Raw genomic sequence first — 18,439 nt, 5'->3', positions numbered from 1 at the left:
TAGTATCTGTTAGTCAGAGTATTCTTTTAATAATTGTCTGTAGCTCATGAGAATAGAAGATTTTGAGATAAAGCCAATGAAATCATTATTCTCACTCACTACCGGAAGGCTCCAGACTCCTGTGTCATCAAAGGTCTGAAGAATTTCCAATGGCTTATTTTCACGGTGGAGTATAGCCAGTGGTGCTTTCATCACCTGAACGATCAGTTGAGAAGGATCAATTTCTTTGTTAAAAAGATATGGTCTTATATCATCTAATGTAAGGATTCCCTTCAGTTTTCGCTGATCATCCACTACGGCAAAGATATTTTTATCTCCGTTTTTCACCAGTTCAAAAAGATCTGTAATAGAAGCATTTTCATTGATGGTCTGTGAGTATTTATCAATGAAATCATCCGTTCTTAAGGCAAAAAGAAGGTTTTTATCATGCTTATTTGTGAATATTTTCCCTTCATCGGCAAGAGATTTTAATTCCGGTGAAATAGGAGAGAACCATTTGGCGATAAGATAAGATATTACAGAAGCAATCATCAATGGAATAAACAGATCATATCCAAAACTGGATTCTGCAATCAGAAATATAGCAGTAAGAGGGGCATATAATACACCACTCATTGCTCCTGCCATTCCCACAAGAACAAGATTGGTTACCGGTACGTCCGAAAATCCAAGATGTTGGCAGACCAAAGCAAACAAATAGCCCAAGGTACCACCCGCAAAAAGGGATGGAGCAAAATTTCCACCGTTTCCACCACTGAATATGGTAAAAGAAGTTGCAAAAGCCTTTAAAAGCAATACCAAAACCAAAAATATAATAATCGTCCAGTCGCCAATTTCAAAATATCTGAAAAAACTGTTTTCAATAATAGAATATGTATTTCCATTGGTGAATGCTTTTACGGTTTCGTATCCCTCTCCAAATAAAGGAGGAAATAAGACACAAAGCAGGGAAAGAACAGCTCCTCCAAACATGGCTTTACGCATTCTTGAAAGCTGAAGTCCTTTTATAAAGTGTTCTACTTTTTGAGAAATAATCACAAAATAGCGGGCATATAATCCGGTTACAATTCCCAAAATAAGGTAATAGGGGACATTCTTATAGTTGAAAGGATCTCTGGTATAAAATCTGAAAAGAACATCTTCCTGAAGCAAAATCCTTGACAAAAGGCTTCCGCAAACCGCAGCAACAACCAAAGGAATGAAGTCTGTAAAAACAACCCCGGTCAGGAGAATTTCAAAGGCAAACATAATCCCGGCAATGGGAGCATTGAATGCAGAGGCAATCCCTGCCGTAGCTCCGGCAGCCAACAATAAAGTACGCTCTTTATAGCTGAGTCTGTAGGTTTGGGCATAGTTGGAACCGATAGCAGCACCGGTAACAGCGATAGGACTTTCCAGTCCTGCAGAACCTCCCAGGCCAACGGTAATAGCACTTTGTATCACCTGTGAATACATTTTTACAGAAGCCACAATACTGGAATTTTGGGCAATTTCATAGAGGATAGCACCAATTCCTTTCCGGTCCTGACCTTTAAATAAGGTGATAACGATCATTGTTGTCAATACAATTCCTAAAAAAGGAAAGACGATATAAAATAATATCTGGTATTCAAAATGAACTTTATTGGTAATGAAATTATGAATATAGTGGACTAAAGTTTTCAGGATTACTCCTGCAAGTCCTGCCGTACATCCCACAAGAATTCCGGAGAGTACAAGAAACTGGTTTCTGCTTAATCTATTGTTCAGCCAATGCAGAATAAGCTCATAACTGCGCGCTTTTTCTAATCCGTATTTTTGGAAATCTCTTTTAAATTTAAGGAAGCTTAAGTACTTTTTTTTGTTGTGAATTTTCACCTGGGAAGAATTTTAATACTGCTATCAATTTGATACAGAATTGTAAATTTATGAAATATCTTACAAAAACTACTAAACTGATCCCCTTTTAAATAATGCAATTCACAGAGAACCCATTAATAGTCAATGAAAAATAAAAAATTCAAAATTTCTTCAAAATTTAATGATAGATTTATCGCATGAAAATTCTAATTGTTGAAGACGAAACAGAGCTTGCTAAGAGTATTTCGGAATATCTTTCTGAAGAAAATTACCTGTGTGAATCTGCTTCCACATTTGGTGAAGCCATGAATAAAATTGAAACATTTCACTATGATTGTATTTTATTGGATATTATGCTTCCTGACGGCAATGGGCTGAAAATCTTAGAGGAATTAAAAAAACAGAACAAACAGGATGGGGTAATTATCATTTCTGCCAAAAATGCACTGGATGACAAAATTGAAGGCTTGAAGCTGGGGGCTGATGATTATCTTACCAAACCTTTCCATCTTTCTGAGCTTATGGCAAGAGTATATTCCATTATCCGTAGGAAGCAATTCAGCAGTTCCAATGTAATCAAACAGAATGAACTTCAAATTGACTTACTCGCCAAAACAGTGTCTGTCAATGATGATATCATTTCCTTAACCAAAAAAGAATTTGACCTTTTGATCTATTTTATAGGAAACAAAAATAAAGTAATCTCCAAAAGTACCTTGGCAGAACATCTTTCAGGTGATTTTGCAGATATGCTGGACAATCATGATTTTGTTTATGCTCATGTAAAAAATCTAAAGAAAAAATTATACGATGCGGGGTGCAGCCATTACCTCAAAACCGTATATGGAACAGGTTATAAGTGGGAAACATGAGCTAATTCTATTTCTTAAACTTGCTTTATCATGAAAGCATATATTGAAATAATTCATCATATTCTTTGGAATAACAAAATATCGTTTTACTTTTAAAATACTAAACGAAACTTATATCCAATTAATATTAGATTGCAGATAAAAAAGAATCTTAGGTACTGATCTTACAACATTCAAAAACTCAAAACTTATAACTCATCATTACTTTGAAGCCTCTATTAAGTAAAACGACAAAGCCATTTCTTATTTATGTACTTATTGTATTGACGATAAGTATTCCTGTGTATTACTTTGTGGTGGATACCATCTGGAAAAGTGAACTTGATGAGCATAACCAGATTATTGTAGAGAAAACGGCGTATGAGTTCAATCAGTTGAAACTATCCGAAGATCAGCTGGGAAAAAGTCTGAAATTATGGAATAATATTCAGCCTGAAACCAATATTGAAAAAATTTCTGCAAATCGTATAAAGGGCGATAGCGTTTATACTAATGAAAGACATCTTCCATTTATATCTGAACACAAAAAGGAAAGATACAGATGCCTGGAGAAGGTGGTTTACATCCAAAATAGACCCTATCTTTTTACCATACAAACCAATATTGAGGAAACCCACGAAACAATAGCAGTGATAGCCATGATCACGGTCTTTTTCTTTGTGATGATAGTGGTGGGACTTTTATATATGAATAGAAGACTTTCGGCGTCAATATGGAGACCATTCCGGGAGACCCTGGACCGATTGAAAACCTTTAAACTCAATAGCCAGAATAAAATTGAATTCCCAGCTTCTGATACCGTAGAGTTTGAAGAACTCAACCAATCTCTTTATAAGCTGATCGAGCACAATATTTCAGTGTATAAAACTCAAAAAGAGTTTACTGAAAATGCTTCTCATGAGCTGCAAACACCACTTGCCATTATCAAAAATAAACTGGATCTCCTGTTACAGGATCAGGATCTGACAGAAAAACAATACCGAATTGTTGAAGATATGAACAGGGCGCTTACCAGAAGTTCCCGCATTAATAAAAACCTGTTGTTATTGGCTAAAATAGACAATAACCAGTTTGATAATTCTGAAAATTTCTCTTTTGATCAGCTCCTTCGCCAAAGTATTGATATTCTCAAAGAACATTTCGAACAAAAAAACATTGACGTACAAGAATATATTGAATCTAACGTCCGCTTAAACGGAAATAGTAGCCTAACAGAGATTATGATTAATAATCTGATTGTCAATGCCATCCGACATACTTTGCCCGATGGGTCTATTGCTATAAAATTAAGAGATTCTGTTTTTGAAATTTCCAATTCAGGAGTGGAAAAACTGAATACTGATTTATTGTTCAAAAGATTTTCAAAACTGTCAGCAGACCATCATGGAAGTGGGCTAGGACTGTCTATTATCCAGGAGATCTGTAAATTTCATCATTGGACGGTCAGCTACAGATTTGAGAATAACCATCATGTCTTTTCCGTTAATTTATAGTTAAAAAATATCCCAACCCGGACAATTCAAAATTTCTTCTAAATCTGATTGCACTTTTGTATAGAAAATATACTTACGTGTAGATTTTATTAGAAATGATTGTAAAAATTGCCCTTTTGTTTCCGGAAATAATACCTGTATTCTTGCTTAGCGCTATGTATGGCGGTAAGGTAAATATTATATTGATTATGATCTCATATCTGCCTTTCTCTCTGATGGTAGTTTTGCTTCCTGCTTTCCTGTATTTAAGTGAGAGATCAACCGAAATTCTTTTTTATGGTTCATTTTTGATGATCAATCTTCCACAACTTTTTGCCTTTAAAAATAAAACAAGATGAGAACAGCGAACAAAGTAGCAGCAGTCACTCTGCTGTTCTGGTTAATGAAAATCGTAGCTACCACGCTTGGAGAAACCCTGGGAGACTTTATTTCTATGACTCTTAATCTAGGCTATACGATGGGAATTGTTGTTACCTTATCATTTTTTGCCATTCTGTTATCCATACAACTCAACATAAAAAAATATGTGCCGGCTGTATACTGGATGGTGATTATAGGGACAACAACCTTAGGTACAGAGATTTCCGACTTTATAGACAGAACATTAAAAGCCGGATACTTATTGGGGAGTTTAATTCTTCTTTCCGGGCTTCTGGCTTCACTTTTTTTATGGTATAAAAAATACAATGATCTTGAAGTCTATCCCATTTTTGAAAGGAATAAAGAACTTTATTACTGGACCGCCATACTATTCTCCAACAGCCTGGGAACAGCATTCGGAGATTTTCTAAGTGACAATATGGGACTGAGTTACCAAACTGGTGCTTGCATTACCGGATTGATCATCCTTACCGTTGTTTTGCTTCACTATTTTACCAAGATCAATCGTGTTGTATTGTATTGTTTTGGATTGCTTTTGTTTTTACCAGACCGTTCGGAGCTACATTCGGAGATCTTCTGACCAAACCTATCGTAAAAGGAGGCCTTGATCTTGGAACATTGAATGCTTCTCTGGTTTCGCTTGCTTTAATGGTCGTCATGATTATTGTTTCACAAAGAAATTATACTAATAAATCATTATTTCAGAGGTAAACTATTATTTTTCAAACTGATAAAAGAAAAAAAACATTCTTAAAAATTAATATTTATGATGAACAGAAAGAAACTGCTCCTTTTTCCAACATGCATTATTTCTAGTATAGCCTTTGCACAAACCACTTCTGTAACGGTATCCGGAAGAATAACCGATAAAGACAAAACAGGATTGGCCTATACCCATATTATTTTAAAAAAGGAAAATGACAGTGCTTTTGTAGCCGGAACTATTACCAATGAGGAAGGAAGATTTTCTATGACGGGTATAAAACCTGATCATTATATTCTGGAAACCTCTATGACAGGCTACGATACCCAGAGACAGCCTGTCTTTGTAGGAAGTCTTTCTGAGTTTCTGGAAATCCCCATGATTGAACTGATCCAAAAGGAGGGAAAGGAAACAAAAATTGAAGAGGTTACCCTTGTGGCTTCCAAAAAGAATGAAATAGACAACCGTCTGGATAAGAAAACATATGCTGTTGCAGACAATATCAGCCAAAGCGGTGGATCTGTATTACAAAATATACAAAATCTACCGGGAATAACGGTTCAGGATGGCAAAGTACAGCTAAGGGGTAATGATAAAGTAACAGTGCTTATTGACGGTAAACAAACAGCCCTTACAGGTTTTGGAAGCCAGTCGGGGCTGGATAACATACCTGCTTCTGCCATTGAAAAAATTGAAATCATCAACAATCCTTCTTCAAAGTATGATGCCAATGGAAATGCTGGTATTATCAATATTATCATGAAAAAAAATAAAAAGAACGGATGGAATGGTAAGGTAGGATTTACAACAGGATTAGGTTCCCTTTGGGTAAGACAAGAAAATCTACCAACTATAAGGCCACAGTATACATTAACGCCAAAGATCAATCCTTCACTGTCTCTTAATTACAGAAAAGATAAAGTAAATGTTTTTCTACAGGCTGATAATTTATATACCCAAACTCTTAATAAAAATGAATTTGTAACGCGTACTTACGACGATGGAACAGTCATTAATTCACAGCTTAAAAGAAACAGAAATACCAATTTTTTCACCACTAAGGCCGGGATAGACTGGAATATTAACGCACAAAATACATTAACTATTTCAGGGATGTATGGAAGTGAGAAAATTATAGATCGTGGAGATCAGCCATTTTTTAACGGAGATGTATCTCAACGCCTTCGTCTATGGCAGTTTTTGGAAGATGAATTAAAAACTACTGTAATGGGAACAGCTTCTTATCAGCATAAATTCAAAGAAGCCGGTCATGTATTAAATGTAGGATTCAATTATACTTTCCATAGAGAAGACGAAAAATATTTCTATGATAACTATTTGTCTACATCTACCGGAACAGATGCTTTCAAATTATTATCGGATGAACAGGTATATGATTTCAATGTAGATTATGTAAAACCTTTAAAATATGGCAGGATTGAAACAGGAATTAAAATGAGAAACAGAAGTATCCCAACTAATATGAATTTTATTCCCGGAACAAATTCTGTGTTGGATGTTTCTGCAGGAGGGAAAGCCGATTACAAAGAATTTATCCCGGCAGTCTATGGGAATTATATTTTTGAAAATGAGAAATGGGAGGCTGAGCTGGGTATCAGACTTGAATATGTGAAAATTCAATATGATGTTAATCCCAATCATCCCACTTATACAAGTGATGGGTATAATTATACACAGCCGTTTCCAAACTTTAGATTAGCCTATAAACTCAACGAACATAATAAGGTTTCTGTTTTTTATAACAGAAGGGTAGACCGCCCTAACGAAGTGGATATCCGGATTTTTCCTAAATATGATGACGCAGAGATTATTAAAGTAGGAAATCCCGCATTAAGACCCCAATTTACCAACTCTCTGGAACTGGGATATAAATACAATTGGGATAACGGATATTTATATTCTGCACTATACCATCGTTTTGCCAATGGAACCATTACCAGAATTTCAAGTATTGTACCCAACAGCACGCTGATTTATGCCCTGTTCCAAAATGCGGGAAGAAGCTATAATACAGGTTTAGAAGCAATATGGAACCAAAAGGTATCAGATGTCTATTCTTTTAATATCAATGGAAATATATACCATAATCAGATTAATGCATTTTCAGTAGTAAACCTCTATCCTGAACCCAATACTTTTTCAGCAGACCAACAATCTGCCATTTCAGGAAATATCAAGATGAATAATGTTTTTCATTTTACCAAAGGATTGGATGCCCAGCTTACAGCGGTTTACCTTGCTCCTGATATTATTCCCCAGGGACGAATCAGGTCCAGGTTTTCTATGGATTTAGGTATAAAAAAAGCCATTCAGAAAGGAAAAGGAGAAATAGTTTTGAATGCTTCTGATATACTCAATACAATGGTGATGAAGAAAAAAATCCAAGGAATGGGATTCGCGTATACCAGCAACGATTATTATGAAACTCAGGTCGTAAGATTGGGGTATAGTTATAAATTTTAATAAAGAAGTAAAAATTGCAAATGTAATCCAGGATGAAAAAACAACGTCAAAAAATGCTGATCTATTTCATTGTTTTAATGTCAGCTATCAGTACAATCAGTGCACAAAACAATAATGACACGATTATAGTTCAGGAACCAATACATGATAGTATCACAACTGCTGTTCAAAAAAGTAAACTGAATTATAAAAGCCTGATTATTCCGGCAGCCTTTATTGGGTATGGGGTAGCAGGCTTAACAGTAAGAGGACTAAGAGAAATCAATTTAGATACTAAAATTGAAATCGATGAACACAAACCTACCCGGATAAAATTTGATGATTATACACAGTATGCTCCGGGACTTATCGTGTACGGACTCAATCTGGCAGGTGTAAAGGGAAAGCATAACTTAAGAGACCGCACCATTATTTATGCTTCGTCACAGCTGATTGCTGCCGCTTTTACCCTTCCTTTAAAATATATGGTCAAAGAAGAGAGGCCTGACCGTTCCAATACGATGTCTTTCCCTTCAGGACATGCTGCAACAGCATTTTCCAATGCACAGTTTATGTTCAGGGAATATAAAGACACCAATTTTTTGTTAAGTCTCTCCGGATATCCCTTTGCCATCTTCACCGGAGTATACCGGATGCTGAATGATAAACACTGGCTGGGAGACGTCGTTGCAGGAACTGGATTTGGAATCCTTTCAACAGAATTGGCGTATTGGCTATATCCAAGAATTGATCATTTACTCCGCGGAAAAAATAAAACTAAAAACACAGCATTATCATCTACAATGGTGATGCCGTTTTATCAGAACAATGCAGTAGGAATAGGACTGATAAAAACCTTTTAGGTGAATGTTTTTACCCACTAATGTTTAACCCTGTTTAATAATTGTCTTAAAAAATAAAGCGTCACTCCATGGGAATAACGCTTTGTTTTTTTATAAATTCTCCTGATAAAAAGGAATCAGTCGGTCCAGGGCTATTTTTACAGGCTCCGGTTGGTCATACAAATCATAATGAGACCATCCTTCCGCGATTACCAGTTCTTTTTTCTCTGATCTGGCTCTTCTCATGATTTCCAATCCGTCTCTGTAAGCTCCGAATCCTCCCGGTTTGTCTCCAATAACTACCATTAATGGCTGTGTCAATAAAACTTCTGCCAGATAAAAAGCATCCCAGCCTACAGCAGCACTGCTTCGGGAATACAGGTAACTGGTTGCTCCATGTGGCTTTTCTCCTCTTGAAGTTTTATAATAGTCCGTAGCTTCCAATACATCAATATCTTTAATTCCGGCAGCTTTTCCAGCTTCTACAGAAGGTGGTAAAAACTGACCTACACGAAGTTCTGCACCTCTTACTTCCGCTGTACGCTGTTCTGCAATCTTTTCCAAAGCATCAATAGGATTCCAGTTTCCGAATGCTTCTCTCCAAAGTCTTCCATAATTAACTCCTGTAACGCTTCCTACTGCTTTAATTCTACGCTCTGTCATCGCTGTATTAATAGCATAACCGCCCCCACCACAGATTCCTAATACTCCGATACGCTTCTCATCTACATAGGGCAGGGTTACAAGATAGTCGCAGGCACAACGGAAATCCTCAACTCTCAAGGTAGGATCTTCAATAAAACGGGGTTTTCCATCGCTGGCTCCCTGAAATGAAGCATCAAATGCCAATACTACAAATCCTGCATCGGCCAATGCCTGTCCGTAGATATTTCCTGAGGTCTGCTCTTTACAGCTTCCTATAGGATGTGCACTGATAATCGCTGCATATTTTTTATTGTCATCAAAATGAGGTGGGAAGTACACATCTGCTGCTACGTTCCGGTTAAGATTTTTAAATGTAACTGACTGAATCATAATACTTGTTTTTAGTGATTAACACTTTGATTATTTTATGATACAAATGTACAGTCAGCTATTTTCAAAACAGGTAGACATTTTACCTGAAAACGGATACATTTTACTGATTGAAGAATATTTATATCTGCAAAAATAGATTTCTTCATATTAAAAACAGCCTTCCAGTCTACTCTTCATAAATAAAACCTGCTATATATAGTAACAGGAGTAAAAACCTGTACAACATAGAGGTTTATTCTTTTATTAATGATACATTTGCGCTTCAAAATTTAAAAAACTAAAAACCATGAAATTCAATTACAAAAAAACGATCCCTGTATTGGCAGGTATCTTTTTTTCAGGCTCTAGTATGGCACAAGCTCCAGCTATAGAATGGCAAAAATCTTTAGGAGGATCAGGAAAAGACTATGCAAATTCCATCATTCAAACCGCTGATGGCGGGTATATGATGGCAGGAAATTCTAATTCAAACAACGGGAATGTAACAGGAAATCACGGAAAACAAGATTACTGGCTCGCAAAATTAAATTCAACAGGAAATCTTCAATGGCAAAAATCTTTGGGAGGAACAGAAAATGACCAAGCAAACTCCATTATTCAGACTGCTGATGGCGGATATGTAGTTGCCGGAACTACCAATTCAAATAATGGTGATGTAACAGGAAATCATGGACTCGAAGATGGATGGGTTTTAAAATTAAATTCTGATGCAGGAGTTATTCATTGGAAAAAAACTTTCGGTGGATCAAATACTGATGTTATTAGTAAAATAATCCCAACGACAGATGGCGGATATATATTCACAGGAAGTTCTATGTCTAATAACGGTGATGTAGCAGGAAATAACGGTTATGTAGATTACTGGATCGTAAAAATAAACTCTGACGGGAATATTCAGTGGAAAAAATCTTTTGGTGGAACAGGAGATGACCAGGCCAACTCCATTGTTCAAATGAATGATGGTGGATATGTAGTTTCCGGATATGCCGAAGGAAACACCGGTGATATAACAGGAAATCATGGCAACACGGATTTTTGGATCTTAAGATTAAACGCTGATGGAGGTGTTGTTTTTTGGAAAAAATCTTTTGGAGGATTATATCCGGATCAAGCATTGTCTATGGTAAAAACTTCGGATGGTGGATTTATTATGGCTGGTCAGTCTTTTTCTACCGATGGAGATGTAACAGGAAATCACGGGGGGACTGATTATTGGATTGTAAAAATAGACGAGGCGGGAAATTTGCAATGGCAAAAAGCGTTGGGAGGAACGAAATTAGATCGAGCATATTCTATTATCCAATCTTCTGATGGTGGATATCTGGTCGTAGGAAATACCATTTCAACTGACGGTCAGGTAGCAGGATATCATGCTCCTATAAATCCAGGCCCTGGAGAACTGCCTCCTTCTTTTGATTATTGGGCTGTAAAGCTAAGCGCAATAGGAAATATTCAATGGCAAAAATGCATAGGAGGATCAGAAAGTGATGAGGCTTCCTCTGTCATTCAAACTGCAGATGGTAGCTATGTGATTGCAGGAAGTTCTAAGTCCAACAATGGCGATGTGACGGGAAATCATGGAGATTATGATGCTTGGGTTGTAAAGCTTGCACCAGAGCATCTGGCTACTAGCGAGATTGCGAAAGAGGCTAGCGTTACAGCTACAATTTTTCCTAATCCGGCAAAAGATTATGTTACTTTAAAGCTTGATTATTTTACACCTTCTATGGAGGCTACCATTACGGATATGTTAGGAAAAACAGTTCATCAACAAAAATTAGAAGGATTAAAAACCAAGATCAACACAAGTCATCTTGAAAAAGGAGTTTATTTCTTGAACGTACTAGGTGGTACACAAAAAACGACCAAAAAATTCATTATAGAATAATATACTAAAAATAGTAATACTCGATTAAAACCACACTTTTTGTGTGGTTTTTTTATATTATATGGAGTTATAATTTCTTCAGACTACTTTAGCTTTTCGAATTACTTTTGCAAGTAGGGCAGGAAAGAATCTTTTCAGATAAACACCCATGACTTCTTTGCCGCCAATAGCTTTTTGATTTTTCTTTTTTTCTATAGCATAGAGCATTTTTTTTGCAAAAACATCAGCGGGCATTCCTTTCTCAGTGGCATCATCCATGGTTCCCTGCAGCGAGCCGTCACCGGTAAGCGCATGTATTGAAATATTGGTTTGTATAAATCCGGGACAGATAATTGTAACAAGGATGTTTTGACTATATAATTCTGCACGGAGGGCATCAAAAAAACCGTGTAACGCATGTTTGGCAGCAGCATATCCGCTTCTCATCGGAGCTCCGAATATTCCCATGAGGCTGGAAACTACAGCAATCTGCCCTCCGCCGTTTCTGATCATATAAGGAACAACCGCTTTGGTAAGGGCAACGGTTCCGAGATAATCAACTTCCATTAAGTGTTTATCAATTTCGATATCGGTTTCCATGGCCAAAGAACGTTGAGAAAGCCCGGCATTATTAATAAGAATATCAATCTTTCCAAATTTTTCTATTGCTTTTCCTGCCATATCAGGCATGCTTTTATAATGGGCCAGATCCAGAGGAAGCACGGCATATCTGGAGTGGGTAAGCCCTGTATTTTCTGCTACAGCATATAATTGTTCCTCCTTCCTGGAAGAAAGGATAATCTTTGCATTAGTATTCAAGGTAAGCTCTTTAACCAGTGCTTCTCCAATTCCTGATGATGCTCCCGTGATCCAAATAACCTTATTGTCAAAATAACTACTCATAATTGTTCCCTGTTCAAATGTTCTTATTTTAATCCGGCGATATATTTCCCGGCTTTCATTCCCGAAAAAATACATCCTCCAAGGAATGTTCCCTCCAAAGCACGATAACCGTGCATTCCGCCGCCGCCAAAACCGGCTACTTCTCCGGCAGCATAAAGTCCTTCAATAATGCTTTCATCCGCCTTTAAAACCTGTCCGTTAAGGTTCGTTTTAATACCACCCAGTGTTTTACGGGTAAGAATATTAAGGCGTACTGCTATTAAAGGTCCATTTTCAGGAGACAATATTTTATGTGGAGCTGCCACACGGCCTAGCTTATCGCCCAGGTAGCTGCGGGTATTCCGGATATAATTGACCTGTGTATCTTTTGAAAATTTATTATCCAGTTCTCTGTCCCGGGCTTCAATCTGCTCTTTTATTTTTTCATACTTTAAAAGATGATTTCCGGCGAGCTGGTTCATTTTAGAAACAAGATCTTCCAAATGATCAGATACGATAAAATCTTTTCCATGCTCTTTGAATGCTTCTACAGGTCCAGGAGCTTTTTTGCCAAAAATCCGGCTCAAAAAGAGAGAGTAGTCTTTATTTGTAATATCCGGATTCTGTTCCGAGCCGGAAAGTGCAAATTCTTTCTTTATAATTTTTTGAGTCAGAATAAACCATGAATAAGAAAATCCTGTATCCTGGATGTATTTTAAAGTCCCCAATGTATCAAATCCGGGTAGGAAAGGAGCTGGAAGACGCTTTCCCTTAGCATCAAACCACAATGAGGAGGGCCCGGGCAATATTCTTATCCCGTGGTTAGGCCAGATAGGATTCCAGTTTTGGATCCCTTCGGTATAATGCCACATTCTATCCCGATTGATAATATCAGCTCCTATATTTTCTGCAATACCAATCATTTTTCCGTCTACATAGGCAGGAACTCCACATACCATATTTTCCGGAGCAGGTCCTAATCTCTCAGGCCAGTTCTTTCTTACCAGCTCGTGATTGGCACCTATTCCTCCTGAAGCAATAATAATATGAGGAGCCGTGTATTCAAATCGAGAAATTACATTTCTATTCGTAGCAATTCCCCTTTCCTGAGAGTCGTTTTCCAGGACGTCTCCTTTAAGTCCTTTTATTTTTCCATTTTCCAGAATCAACTCAGTCACTCTGTGTCTGAATTTCATTTGTAACAAACCTTTCTCTTTGGCCTGGTATGCTTTTTCTACAAAGGGCTTTATCACACCTGTGCCCGTTCCCCAGCTGACATGGAAACGGGGTACTGAATTTCCGTGTCCTATGGCAGATCCGTCACCACGCTCTGCCCAGCCTACCATAAACATCAATTTGATCCCCAGCCTGGAAATATATTTGTATTTTTCACCTGCTGCAAATTTCAAATAGGCTTCTGCCCATTGACGGGGCCAGTAATCCTCTTTCCGGTCGAAACCTGCCGTCCCTTTCCAGTCCTGTAAAGCCAGTTCATAAGAATCTTTAATTCCCATTCTTCGCTGTTGGGGTGAATTGATAAGGAAAAGGCCTCCGAAAGACCAGAATGCCTGTCCACCTATATTTTCTTCAGTCTCCTGATCCAGTAAGAGGACTTTCTTTCCGGCATCCGTTATTTCCATAGCAGCTGTAAGACCGGCCAGTCCGGTTCCTATGATAATGGCATCAGGTTGGAATTTATCTGTCATTTTACTGGAATATTTTTTATTGAACAATACTTTATATAAATGTATAAAATATTTACGCTTAGCCCGATAAAATTATTGTAAAGGAATGGTTTTCAACTTTCAGATGTTTAATTTTTCTAAATGGGGTATTATAATTCTTATTAACGGGAAAAATAATTGAATTTTCTAAAGTTCCGAAAAGATCACCGTATATAAGTTATTCATTTATATAACTTTGTTTAAGAAAACACAAACGAAACTCTTCAACAATCCAAAAAAATATAATATGAATGAACATGAGAATATAATCAGAAGACAACCCAAACACATGTATCCTAAAAAAAGAGTTTTGTGCTTAGTTTCTAATGCCTCCCTTCTTCATGGCATCAGTGTCGGTTTTTTTGCAGAAGAAATGACACGTCCTTTTTTTGATTTTATACAGGCTGGTTATGATGTCGATCTATGTTCCCCAAAAGGAGGGGAAGTGAAATTTGACGCCCACTCGGATCCTGAAAATCCGGACGGCGCGTATCCTAATGATTTGATTAGTATCGGTTTTCGCCATCATAATGTTTTTGGAAAATTATTGCAAAATTCAAAAACGATTGAGGAAATAGATATTAATAATTATGATGCTGTTTGTGTTGCAGGGGGAGGAGCTCCCTTACTCACTTTTAAAGATGATGAAAAACTTCACAAGCTTATTGCAGACTTTTATGAGGCAGGAAAAATTACCTGTCTTATCTGTCATGGAACATCTTTACTTTTATGGGTTAAACTCAGTAATGGAAAACTTTTGGCAGATGGTAAAACATGGACAGGATTTGCAGACAGTGAAGAGGATATTATTAATAAAATGTTTGGAATGACCGTAAATGATTATACTATTGAAACAGAAGCCAGAAAAAACCCAAATACCAAATTTGAAGTTGCCGGGCCTTTGGAACCATTTGCTGTGAGAGATGGAAGACTCATTACTGCACAACAGCAGCACAGTAGTTTTCTTGCATCACAACTGGTAATTGAAGCTTTATCAGAATAGCCTATTAATAATATAAAACACACAATACGTATGAACAAATACCAGAATATTTTCGATACACAAAGAGAATTTTTCTTTAGTGATGCTACCAAAACATACGAATGGCGTATGGATCAGCTCAACAGGATGGAAAAATTCCTCACAGAAAATCAAGACGTTTTTTGCAAAGCCCTCGAGCAGGACTTCCGTAAGCCTCCTTTTGAACAGTTATTTGAAATTACAGTACCATTAGGGGTAATAAAATATTATAAAGAAAATCTCAGAGAGCTTATGGCTCCTCAAAAGGTTGATATTCCAAAAGGTCTTGAGGCAACCGGAAACAGTGGAATTATTTATAAAGAACCTTATGGGGTAACTTTAGTCATTGGTCCATTCAATGCACCGGTATTGTTATTACTTGATCCTGCCATTGCAGCATTGGCAGCAGGAAATACAGTCATTCTAAAGCCGGCTAACACAACTCCTACCGTGGCCCAGTTATTTGCTGAGCTTATTCCTAAATATTTTGAACCGGAAGCTGTAACGGCTGTGACAGGAGGCAGGGAAGAAATTACAGAATTATTACAACTACCTTTTGATTTTATTTTCTTTACAGGAAGTTCCAATGTTGGAAAAGTCGTCATGCGTGCTGCAGCAGAAAATCTGACACCGGTCATTTTAGAACTGGGTGGACAAAACCCGACCATTGTTGATGAAACGGCAAATCTTGATATTGCTGTAGACAGAATAGCCTGGGGACATAATGCCATTTCAGGACAGTGGTGTATTGCCCCGGGGTATGTATATGTACACGAAAGTATTGCTGAAGAATTTATTGACAAACTAAAGGCTTCCATCCGGAAAATGTATGGTGATGATCCCCAGCAGAGCCCGGATCTCGCCAGAATGATCAGTGAACATGATGCAGAGCGGGTGGCTTCCTATATCATTCCTGAAAAGGTAGTTATCGGAGGACGCTTCAATGTTGCTCAGCGGTATGTAGAACCTACTGTTCTTTATCCGAGTACCTGGGAAGACCCTGCATTGCAGCAGGAAGTGTTCGGACCGGTTTTACCTGTAATGGTTTATTCAGATTTAAAAGAGATTACCCAAATTATTAAACGTAAGCCTAAATCGTTGGCTGCCTATATTTTCAGTAAAAACCAGGATCATATCGATTATTTTCTTCATTCGGTTTCCTTTGGCGGTGGTTGTATTAACCAAACGAATTTACACTGCTGGATAGACAGTTTACCTTTCGGTGGAGTAGGATATGCCGGAATGGGTAAATATTATGGTAAAGCAGGATTTGATGCTTTAAGCAATACTAAAGCTATGCTGGTTGGAAACCCGGATCTGGAACTTGATGTATTTCCTCCTTATGCAGGAAAAGATATAGCTAAAAATTTAAGTGTATTCAGCTGATTATATAATTTTTCAATTATTTCAAGCCCGATCCCAATGCAGGATGGGGCTTTTTCTATCTTTGTGAAAATATTAATAAATGGAAAATAATTCATATAAGGCATTTGCGGTCTCAAAAGATGGTACACGGCACCTGATCGAGGCAGAAACAATCCTTATACAACTTGGAGAAGAGGACATTGAAATAGCTCTTACTCCTCCTCATCCCGTTTTTCAGGGAAAGCTTACGTTGACAACAGGGTCGGCTATTCAGGGAAGGGAGCATGAGACAGGTTCAGGAACCCAGCTGATTATAGAACCGGGAGCTGCAAACGTCCTTCATATCACTCCCAAAAAACTTTGATGTTAAGAGAAAATTGAAAGATAAATCGGTATTCCGGATATATTCCTCTTTCCATAGTCAACTTCTTATTTATCTTTGTGAAAAATAGAAATCTATGAAGTATTTGTTTGTCATGGTTTGTTTTGTCTGCTCAATGCTGAGCCAGGCACAGCAAAAACAGGATCCATGGAAAGATAGTCAGCTGATGGACCCGGCATTGTTGGCTTCCCGAATTGTAAAGAATAAGACTAAGGACATTGTCATTATTTCTGTAGGACCTGAAGCCATTATTAAAGGTTCTGTAGACATAGGCCCAACTCACGAACCGGAGAATCTGGAGAAATTGAGAAACTACCTTAAGGATATTCCCAAAAACAAAGAAATTGTAATCTATTGTGGATGCTGTCCTTTTGTAAAATGTCCCAATATCCGTCCGGCATTTAACCTGCTGATGGAAATGGGCTTTAAAAATGCAAAGCTTCTGAACCTTCCGAAAAATATTAAAACAGATTGGTTAGATAAAGATTATCCTACAAATGATTAAGATGAAGATCTATACTGTATTATTTTGTGCTGTTTTCTCAGGATTGATGATGGCTCAAAACCACAACATTGAAATAGGAAAGAAGGCTCCGGAAATCACCATGACTAAAGCAGACGGAAGTACATTTATGCTTTCATCTCTACAAGGTAAAATGGTGTTAATTGATTTCTGGGCAACCTGGTGTGCCCCCTGTGTAGAAGAACAGCCGGAACTGAAAGCTCTGTATACTACCTATTCAGGGCGGGAGAATAACAACAAATTTGAAATTCTTGGCGTTTCTTTAGATAAAAATAAAGAAAGCTGGCAAAAAGCAATAGACCGGTTTGGTATTAACTGGATTCAGATCAGTGATTTAAAGTTCTGGAAAAGTCCGGTTGCCAAATTGTATGAAGTAGATGAACTTCCTTTCAATGTCATCATAGACGGAGAGGGTATGATCATTGCTAAAAATCTTCACGGAAAAGATCTGGAAGATTTTTTAAAGAAAAATCTAGGTCAGCATTAAAATAAAAAAGCAGTCAATCAATGACTGCTTTTTTTGTATGCATAAACCGGAAAATACTTTCATCTGTTTTTAAAGGCTGTTGATATACAATTGAGAATACATTTTCTTAGAGCTTCCTACTTTAGTTCTATGAAAAAAAGCTTCTTCCTCCGTATTGCACTCTCAGTGATTTTGTTAATGCATAGCCTGATTTCTATATTCAGTGGCGATGTCAATAATTTTGGAATCCATTATCTGGATGCCATAGGATTCAGTCCTGTAGGGCTTTATATTGCCTGGGCTGTTAAACTGATCCATTTGTTTTCAGTCCCACTCATCTGGATTGACCGGTATATTAAACCTGTAGCCATCTGTAATATCCTGATTTTTGTCTTTGGAATTTATTATGTTCACTGGCAGAACGGCTGGTTTGTTGTGGGGGGTGGCACCAATGGTGTTGAGTTTAATTTCCTGTTGATTTTTTCTTTTCTCAATCTCATGTTCCCAGAAATCCGTTTTAAAAAGACATCGTAATTATTGTTTATCAACATAAACAGCATAAAAAAACAAGTCGTTTA

General features: G+C 37.3%; 17 protein-coding genes. 13 read left to right on the top strand and 4 right to left on the bottom strand.

All coding sequences use genetic code 11. The features are described from left to right. Positions 1-9 precede the first annotated feature (9 nt). Complete coding sequence (locus DRF57_RS08080; protein WP_115917835.1) at positions 10-1,857, bottom strand: chloride channel protein; 1,848 nt, start codon at positions 1,855-1,857, stop codon at positions 10-12. A 179-nt stretch (positions 1,858-2,036) separates the two neighbouring features. On the opposite strand from DRF57_RS08080, the gene DRF57_RS08075 reads away from it, so the two are divergent. From DRF57_RS08075 to DRF57_RS08050, 6 genes are all read left to right on the top strand, one after another. After that, the gene (locus DRF57_RS08075) at positions 2,037-2,711 is read left to right on the top strand and encodes a response regulator transcription factor (RefSeq protein ID WP_047496485.1); all 675 of its coding nucleotides are present in this window, start codon (positions 2,037-2,039) and stop codon (positions 2,709-2,711) included. Between the two features lie 206 nt (positions 2,712-2,917). Then, on the top strand, positions 2,918-4,204 hold the full coding sequence (locus DRF57_RS08070) for a sensor histidine kinase (RefSeq protein ID WP_115917833.1): 1,287 nt from the start codon (positions 2,918-2,920) through the stop codon (positions 4,202-4,204). A 334-nt stretch (positions 4,205-4,538) separates the two neighbouring features. Beyond that, the gene (locus tag DRF57_RS08060) at positions 4,539-5,165 is read left to right on the top strand and encodes a COG4705 family protein (RefSeq protein WP_228450224.1); all 627 of its coding nucleotides are present in this window, start codon (positions 4,539-4,541) and stop codon (positions 5,163-5,165) included. Next, the gene (locus DRF57_RS24100; RefSeq protein ID WP_228450222.1) at positions 5,105-5,296 is read left to right on the top strand and encodes a COG4705 family protein; all 192 of its coding nucleotides are present in this window, start codon (positions 5,105-5,107) and stop codon (positions 5,294-5,296) included. The genes DRF57_RS08060 and DRF57_RS24100 overlap by 61 nt, the downstream gene beginning before the upstream one ends. A gap of 55 nt (positions 5,297-5,351) precedes the next feature. Beyond that, a complete protein-coding gene (locus DRF57_RS08055) occupies positions 5,352-7,772 on the top strand; it encodes a TonB-dependent receptor domain-containing protein (RefSeq protein ID WP_307724816.1) in 2,421 nt (806 codons plus the stop codon). 32 nt (positions 7,773-7,804) lie between these two features. Next, entirely contained in the window at positions 7,805-8,614 is an 810-nt protein-coding gene (locus DRF57_RS08050; RefSeq protein ID WP_115917827.1) for a phosphatase PAP2 family protein, read from the top strand. Between the two features lie 90 nt (positions 8,615-8,704). On the opposite strand, the gene DRF57_RS08045 is transcribed toward DRF57_RS08050, so the two are convergent. Beyond that, a complete protein-coding gene (locus DRF57_RS08045) occupies positions 8,705-9,628 on the bottom strand; it encodes an alpha/beta hydrolase (RefSeq protein ID WP_206607185.1) in 924 nt (307 codons plus the stop codon). Positions 9,629-9,917: 289 nt separating this feature from the next. Here DRF57_RS08045 and DRF57_RS08040 point away from each other — a divergent pair, with 289 nt between their 5' ends. After that, positions 9,918-11,519 (top strand): T9SS type A sorting domain-containing protein, encoded by a 1,602-nt coding sequence (locus DRF57_RS08040; RefSeq protein ID WP_115917825.1) that lies wholly within the window; start codon positions 9,918-9,920, stop codon positions 11,517-11,519. A 78-nt stretch (positions 11,520-11,597) separates the two neighbouring features. Here DRF57_RS08040 and DRF57_RS08035 read toward each other — a convergent pair whose 3' ends face one another. Beyond that, complete coding sequence (locus DRF57_RS08035; RefSeq protein ID WP_115918034.1) at positions 11,598-12,401, bottom strand: SDR family oxidoreductase; 804 nt, start codon at positions 12,399-12,401, stop codon at positions 11,598-11,600. A gap of 23 nt (positions 12,402-12,424) precedes the next feature. After that, positions 12,425-14,086 (bottom strand): FAD-binding dehydrogenase, encoded by a 1,662-nt coding sequence (locus DRF57_RS08030; protein ID WP_115917823.1) that lies wholly within the window; start codon positions 14,084-14,086, stop codon positions 12,425-12,427. A gap of 265 nt (positions 14,087-14,351) precedes the next feature. Here DRF57_RS08030 and DRF57_RS08025 point away from each other — a divergent pair, with 265 nt between their 5' ends. The 6 genes from DRF57_RS08025 (at position 14,352) to DRF57_RS08000 (ending at position 18,395) form a co-directional block, all read left to right on the top strand. After that, positions 14,352-15,107: a type 1 glutamine amidotransferase domain-containing protein gene (locus DRF57_RS08025; RefSeq protein WP_115917821.1), complete on the top strand. Its 756-nt coding sequence runs from the start codon at positions 14,352-14,354 to the stop codon at positions 15,105-15,107. Between the two features lie 30 nt (positions 15,108-15,137). After that, positions 15,138-16,511 (top strand): aldehyde dehydrogenase family protein, encoded by a 1,374-nt coding sequence (locus DRF57_RS08020; RefSeq protein ID WP_115917820.1) that lies wholly within the window; start codon positions 15,138-15,140, stop codon positions 16,509-16,511. Between the two features lie 79 nt (positions 16,512-16,590). Further along, entirely contained in the window at positions 16,591-16,854 is a 264-nt protein-coding gene (locus DRF57_RS08015; RefSeq protein ID WP_115917818.1) for a hypothetical protein, read from the top strand. Positions 16,855-16,948: 94 nt separating this feature from the next. Further along, entirely contained in the window at positions 16,949-17,377 is a 429-nt protein-coding gene (locus tag DRF57_RS08010) for a rhodanese-like domain-containing protein (protein WP_047496464.1), read from the top strand. Between the two features lies 1 nt (position 17,378). Further along, positions 17,379-17,882, top strand: coding sequence for a TlpA family protein disulfide reductase (locus tag DRF57_RS08005; protein ID WP_228450219.1), 504 nt, complete (start codon positions 17,379-17,381; stop codon positions 17,880-17,882). A gap of 129 nt (positions 17,883-18,011) precedes the next feature. Then, on the top strand, positions 18,012-18,395 hold the full coding sequence (locus tag DRF57_RS08000) for a DoxX family protein (RefSeq protein WP_115917814.1): 384 nt from the start codon (positions 18,012-18,014) through the stop codon (positions 18,393-18,395). Positions 18,396-18,439 lie beyond the last annotated feature (44 nt).

This window comes from Chryseobacterium rhizosphaerae (genome assembly GCF_003385455.1).
Classification (GTDB): domain Bacteria; phylum Bacteroidota; class Bacteroidia; order Flavobacteriales; family Weeksellaceae; genus Chryseobacterium; species Chryseobacterium rhizosphaerae.
This window is presented reverse-complemented; position numbering and strand designations above follow the sequence as displayed.

Coding starts and splice junctions, on each gene's coding strand:
- DRF57_RS08010 (WP_047496464.1), top strand. CDS start 16,949: ATGAAGTATTTGTTTGTCATGGTTTGTTTTGTCTGCTCAATGCTGAGC.
- DRF57_RS08020 (WP_115917820.1), top strand. CDS start 15,138: ATGAACAAATACCAGAATATTTTCGATACACAAAGAGAATTTTTCTTT.
- DRF57_RS08030 (WP_115917823.1), bottom strand. CDS start 14,086: ATGACAGATAAATTCCAACCTGATGCCATTATCATAGGAACCGGACTG.
- DRF57_RS08040 (WP_115917825.1), top strand. CDS start 9,918: ATGAAATTCAATTACAAAAAAACGATCCCTGTATTGGCAGGTATCTTT.
- DRF57_RS08075 (WP_047496485.1), top strand. CDS start 2,037: ATGAAAATTCTAATTGTTGAAGACGAAACAGAGCTTGCTAAGAGTATT.
- DRF57_RS08005 (WP_228450219.1), top strand. CDS start 17,379: ATGAAGATCTATACTGTATTATTTTGTGCTGTTTTCTCAGGATTGATG.
- DRF57_RS08055 (WP_307724816.1), top strand. CDS start 5,352: ATGATGAACAGAAAGAAACTGCTCCTTTTTCCAACATGCATTATTTCT.
- DRF57_RS08035 (WP_115918034.1), bottom strand. CDS start 12,401: ATGAGTAGTTATTTTGACAATAAGGTTATTTGGATCACGGGAGCATCA.
- DRF57_RS08045 (WP_206607185.1), bottom strand. CDS start 9,628: ATGATTCAGTCAGTTACATTTAAAAATCTTAACCGGAACGTAGCAGCA.
- DRF57_RS08050 (WP_115917827.1), top strand. CDS start 7,805: ATGAAAAAACAACGTCAAAAAATGCTGATCTATTTCATTGTTTTAATG.
- DRF57_RS08015 (WP_115917818.1), top strand. CDS start 16,591: ATGGAAAATAATTCATATAAGGCATTTGCGGTCTCAAAAGATGGTACA.
- DRF57_RS08025 (WP_115917821.1), top strand. CDS start 14,352: ATGAATGAACATGAGAATATAATCAGAAGACAACCCAAACACATGTAT.
- DRF57_RS08060 (WP_228450224.1), top strand. CDS start 4,539: ATGAGAACAGCGAACAAAGTAGCAGCAGTCACTCTGCTGTTCTGGTTA.
- DRF57_RS08000 (WP_115917814.1), top strand. CDS start 18,012: ATGAAAAAAAGCTTCTTCCTCCGTATTGCACTCTCAGTGATTTTGTTA.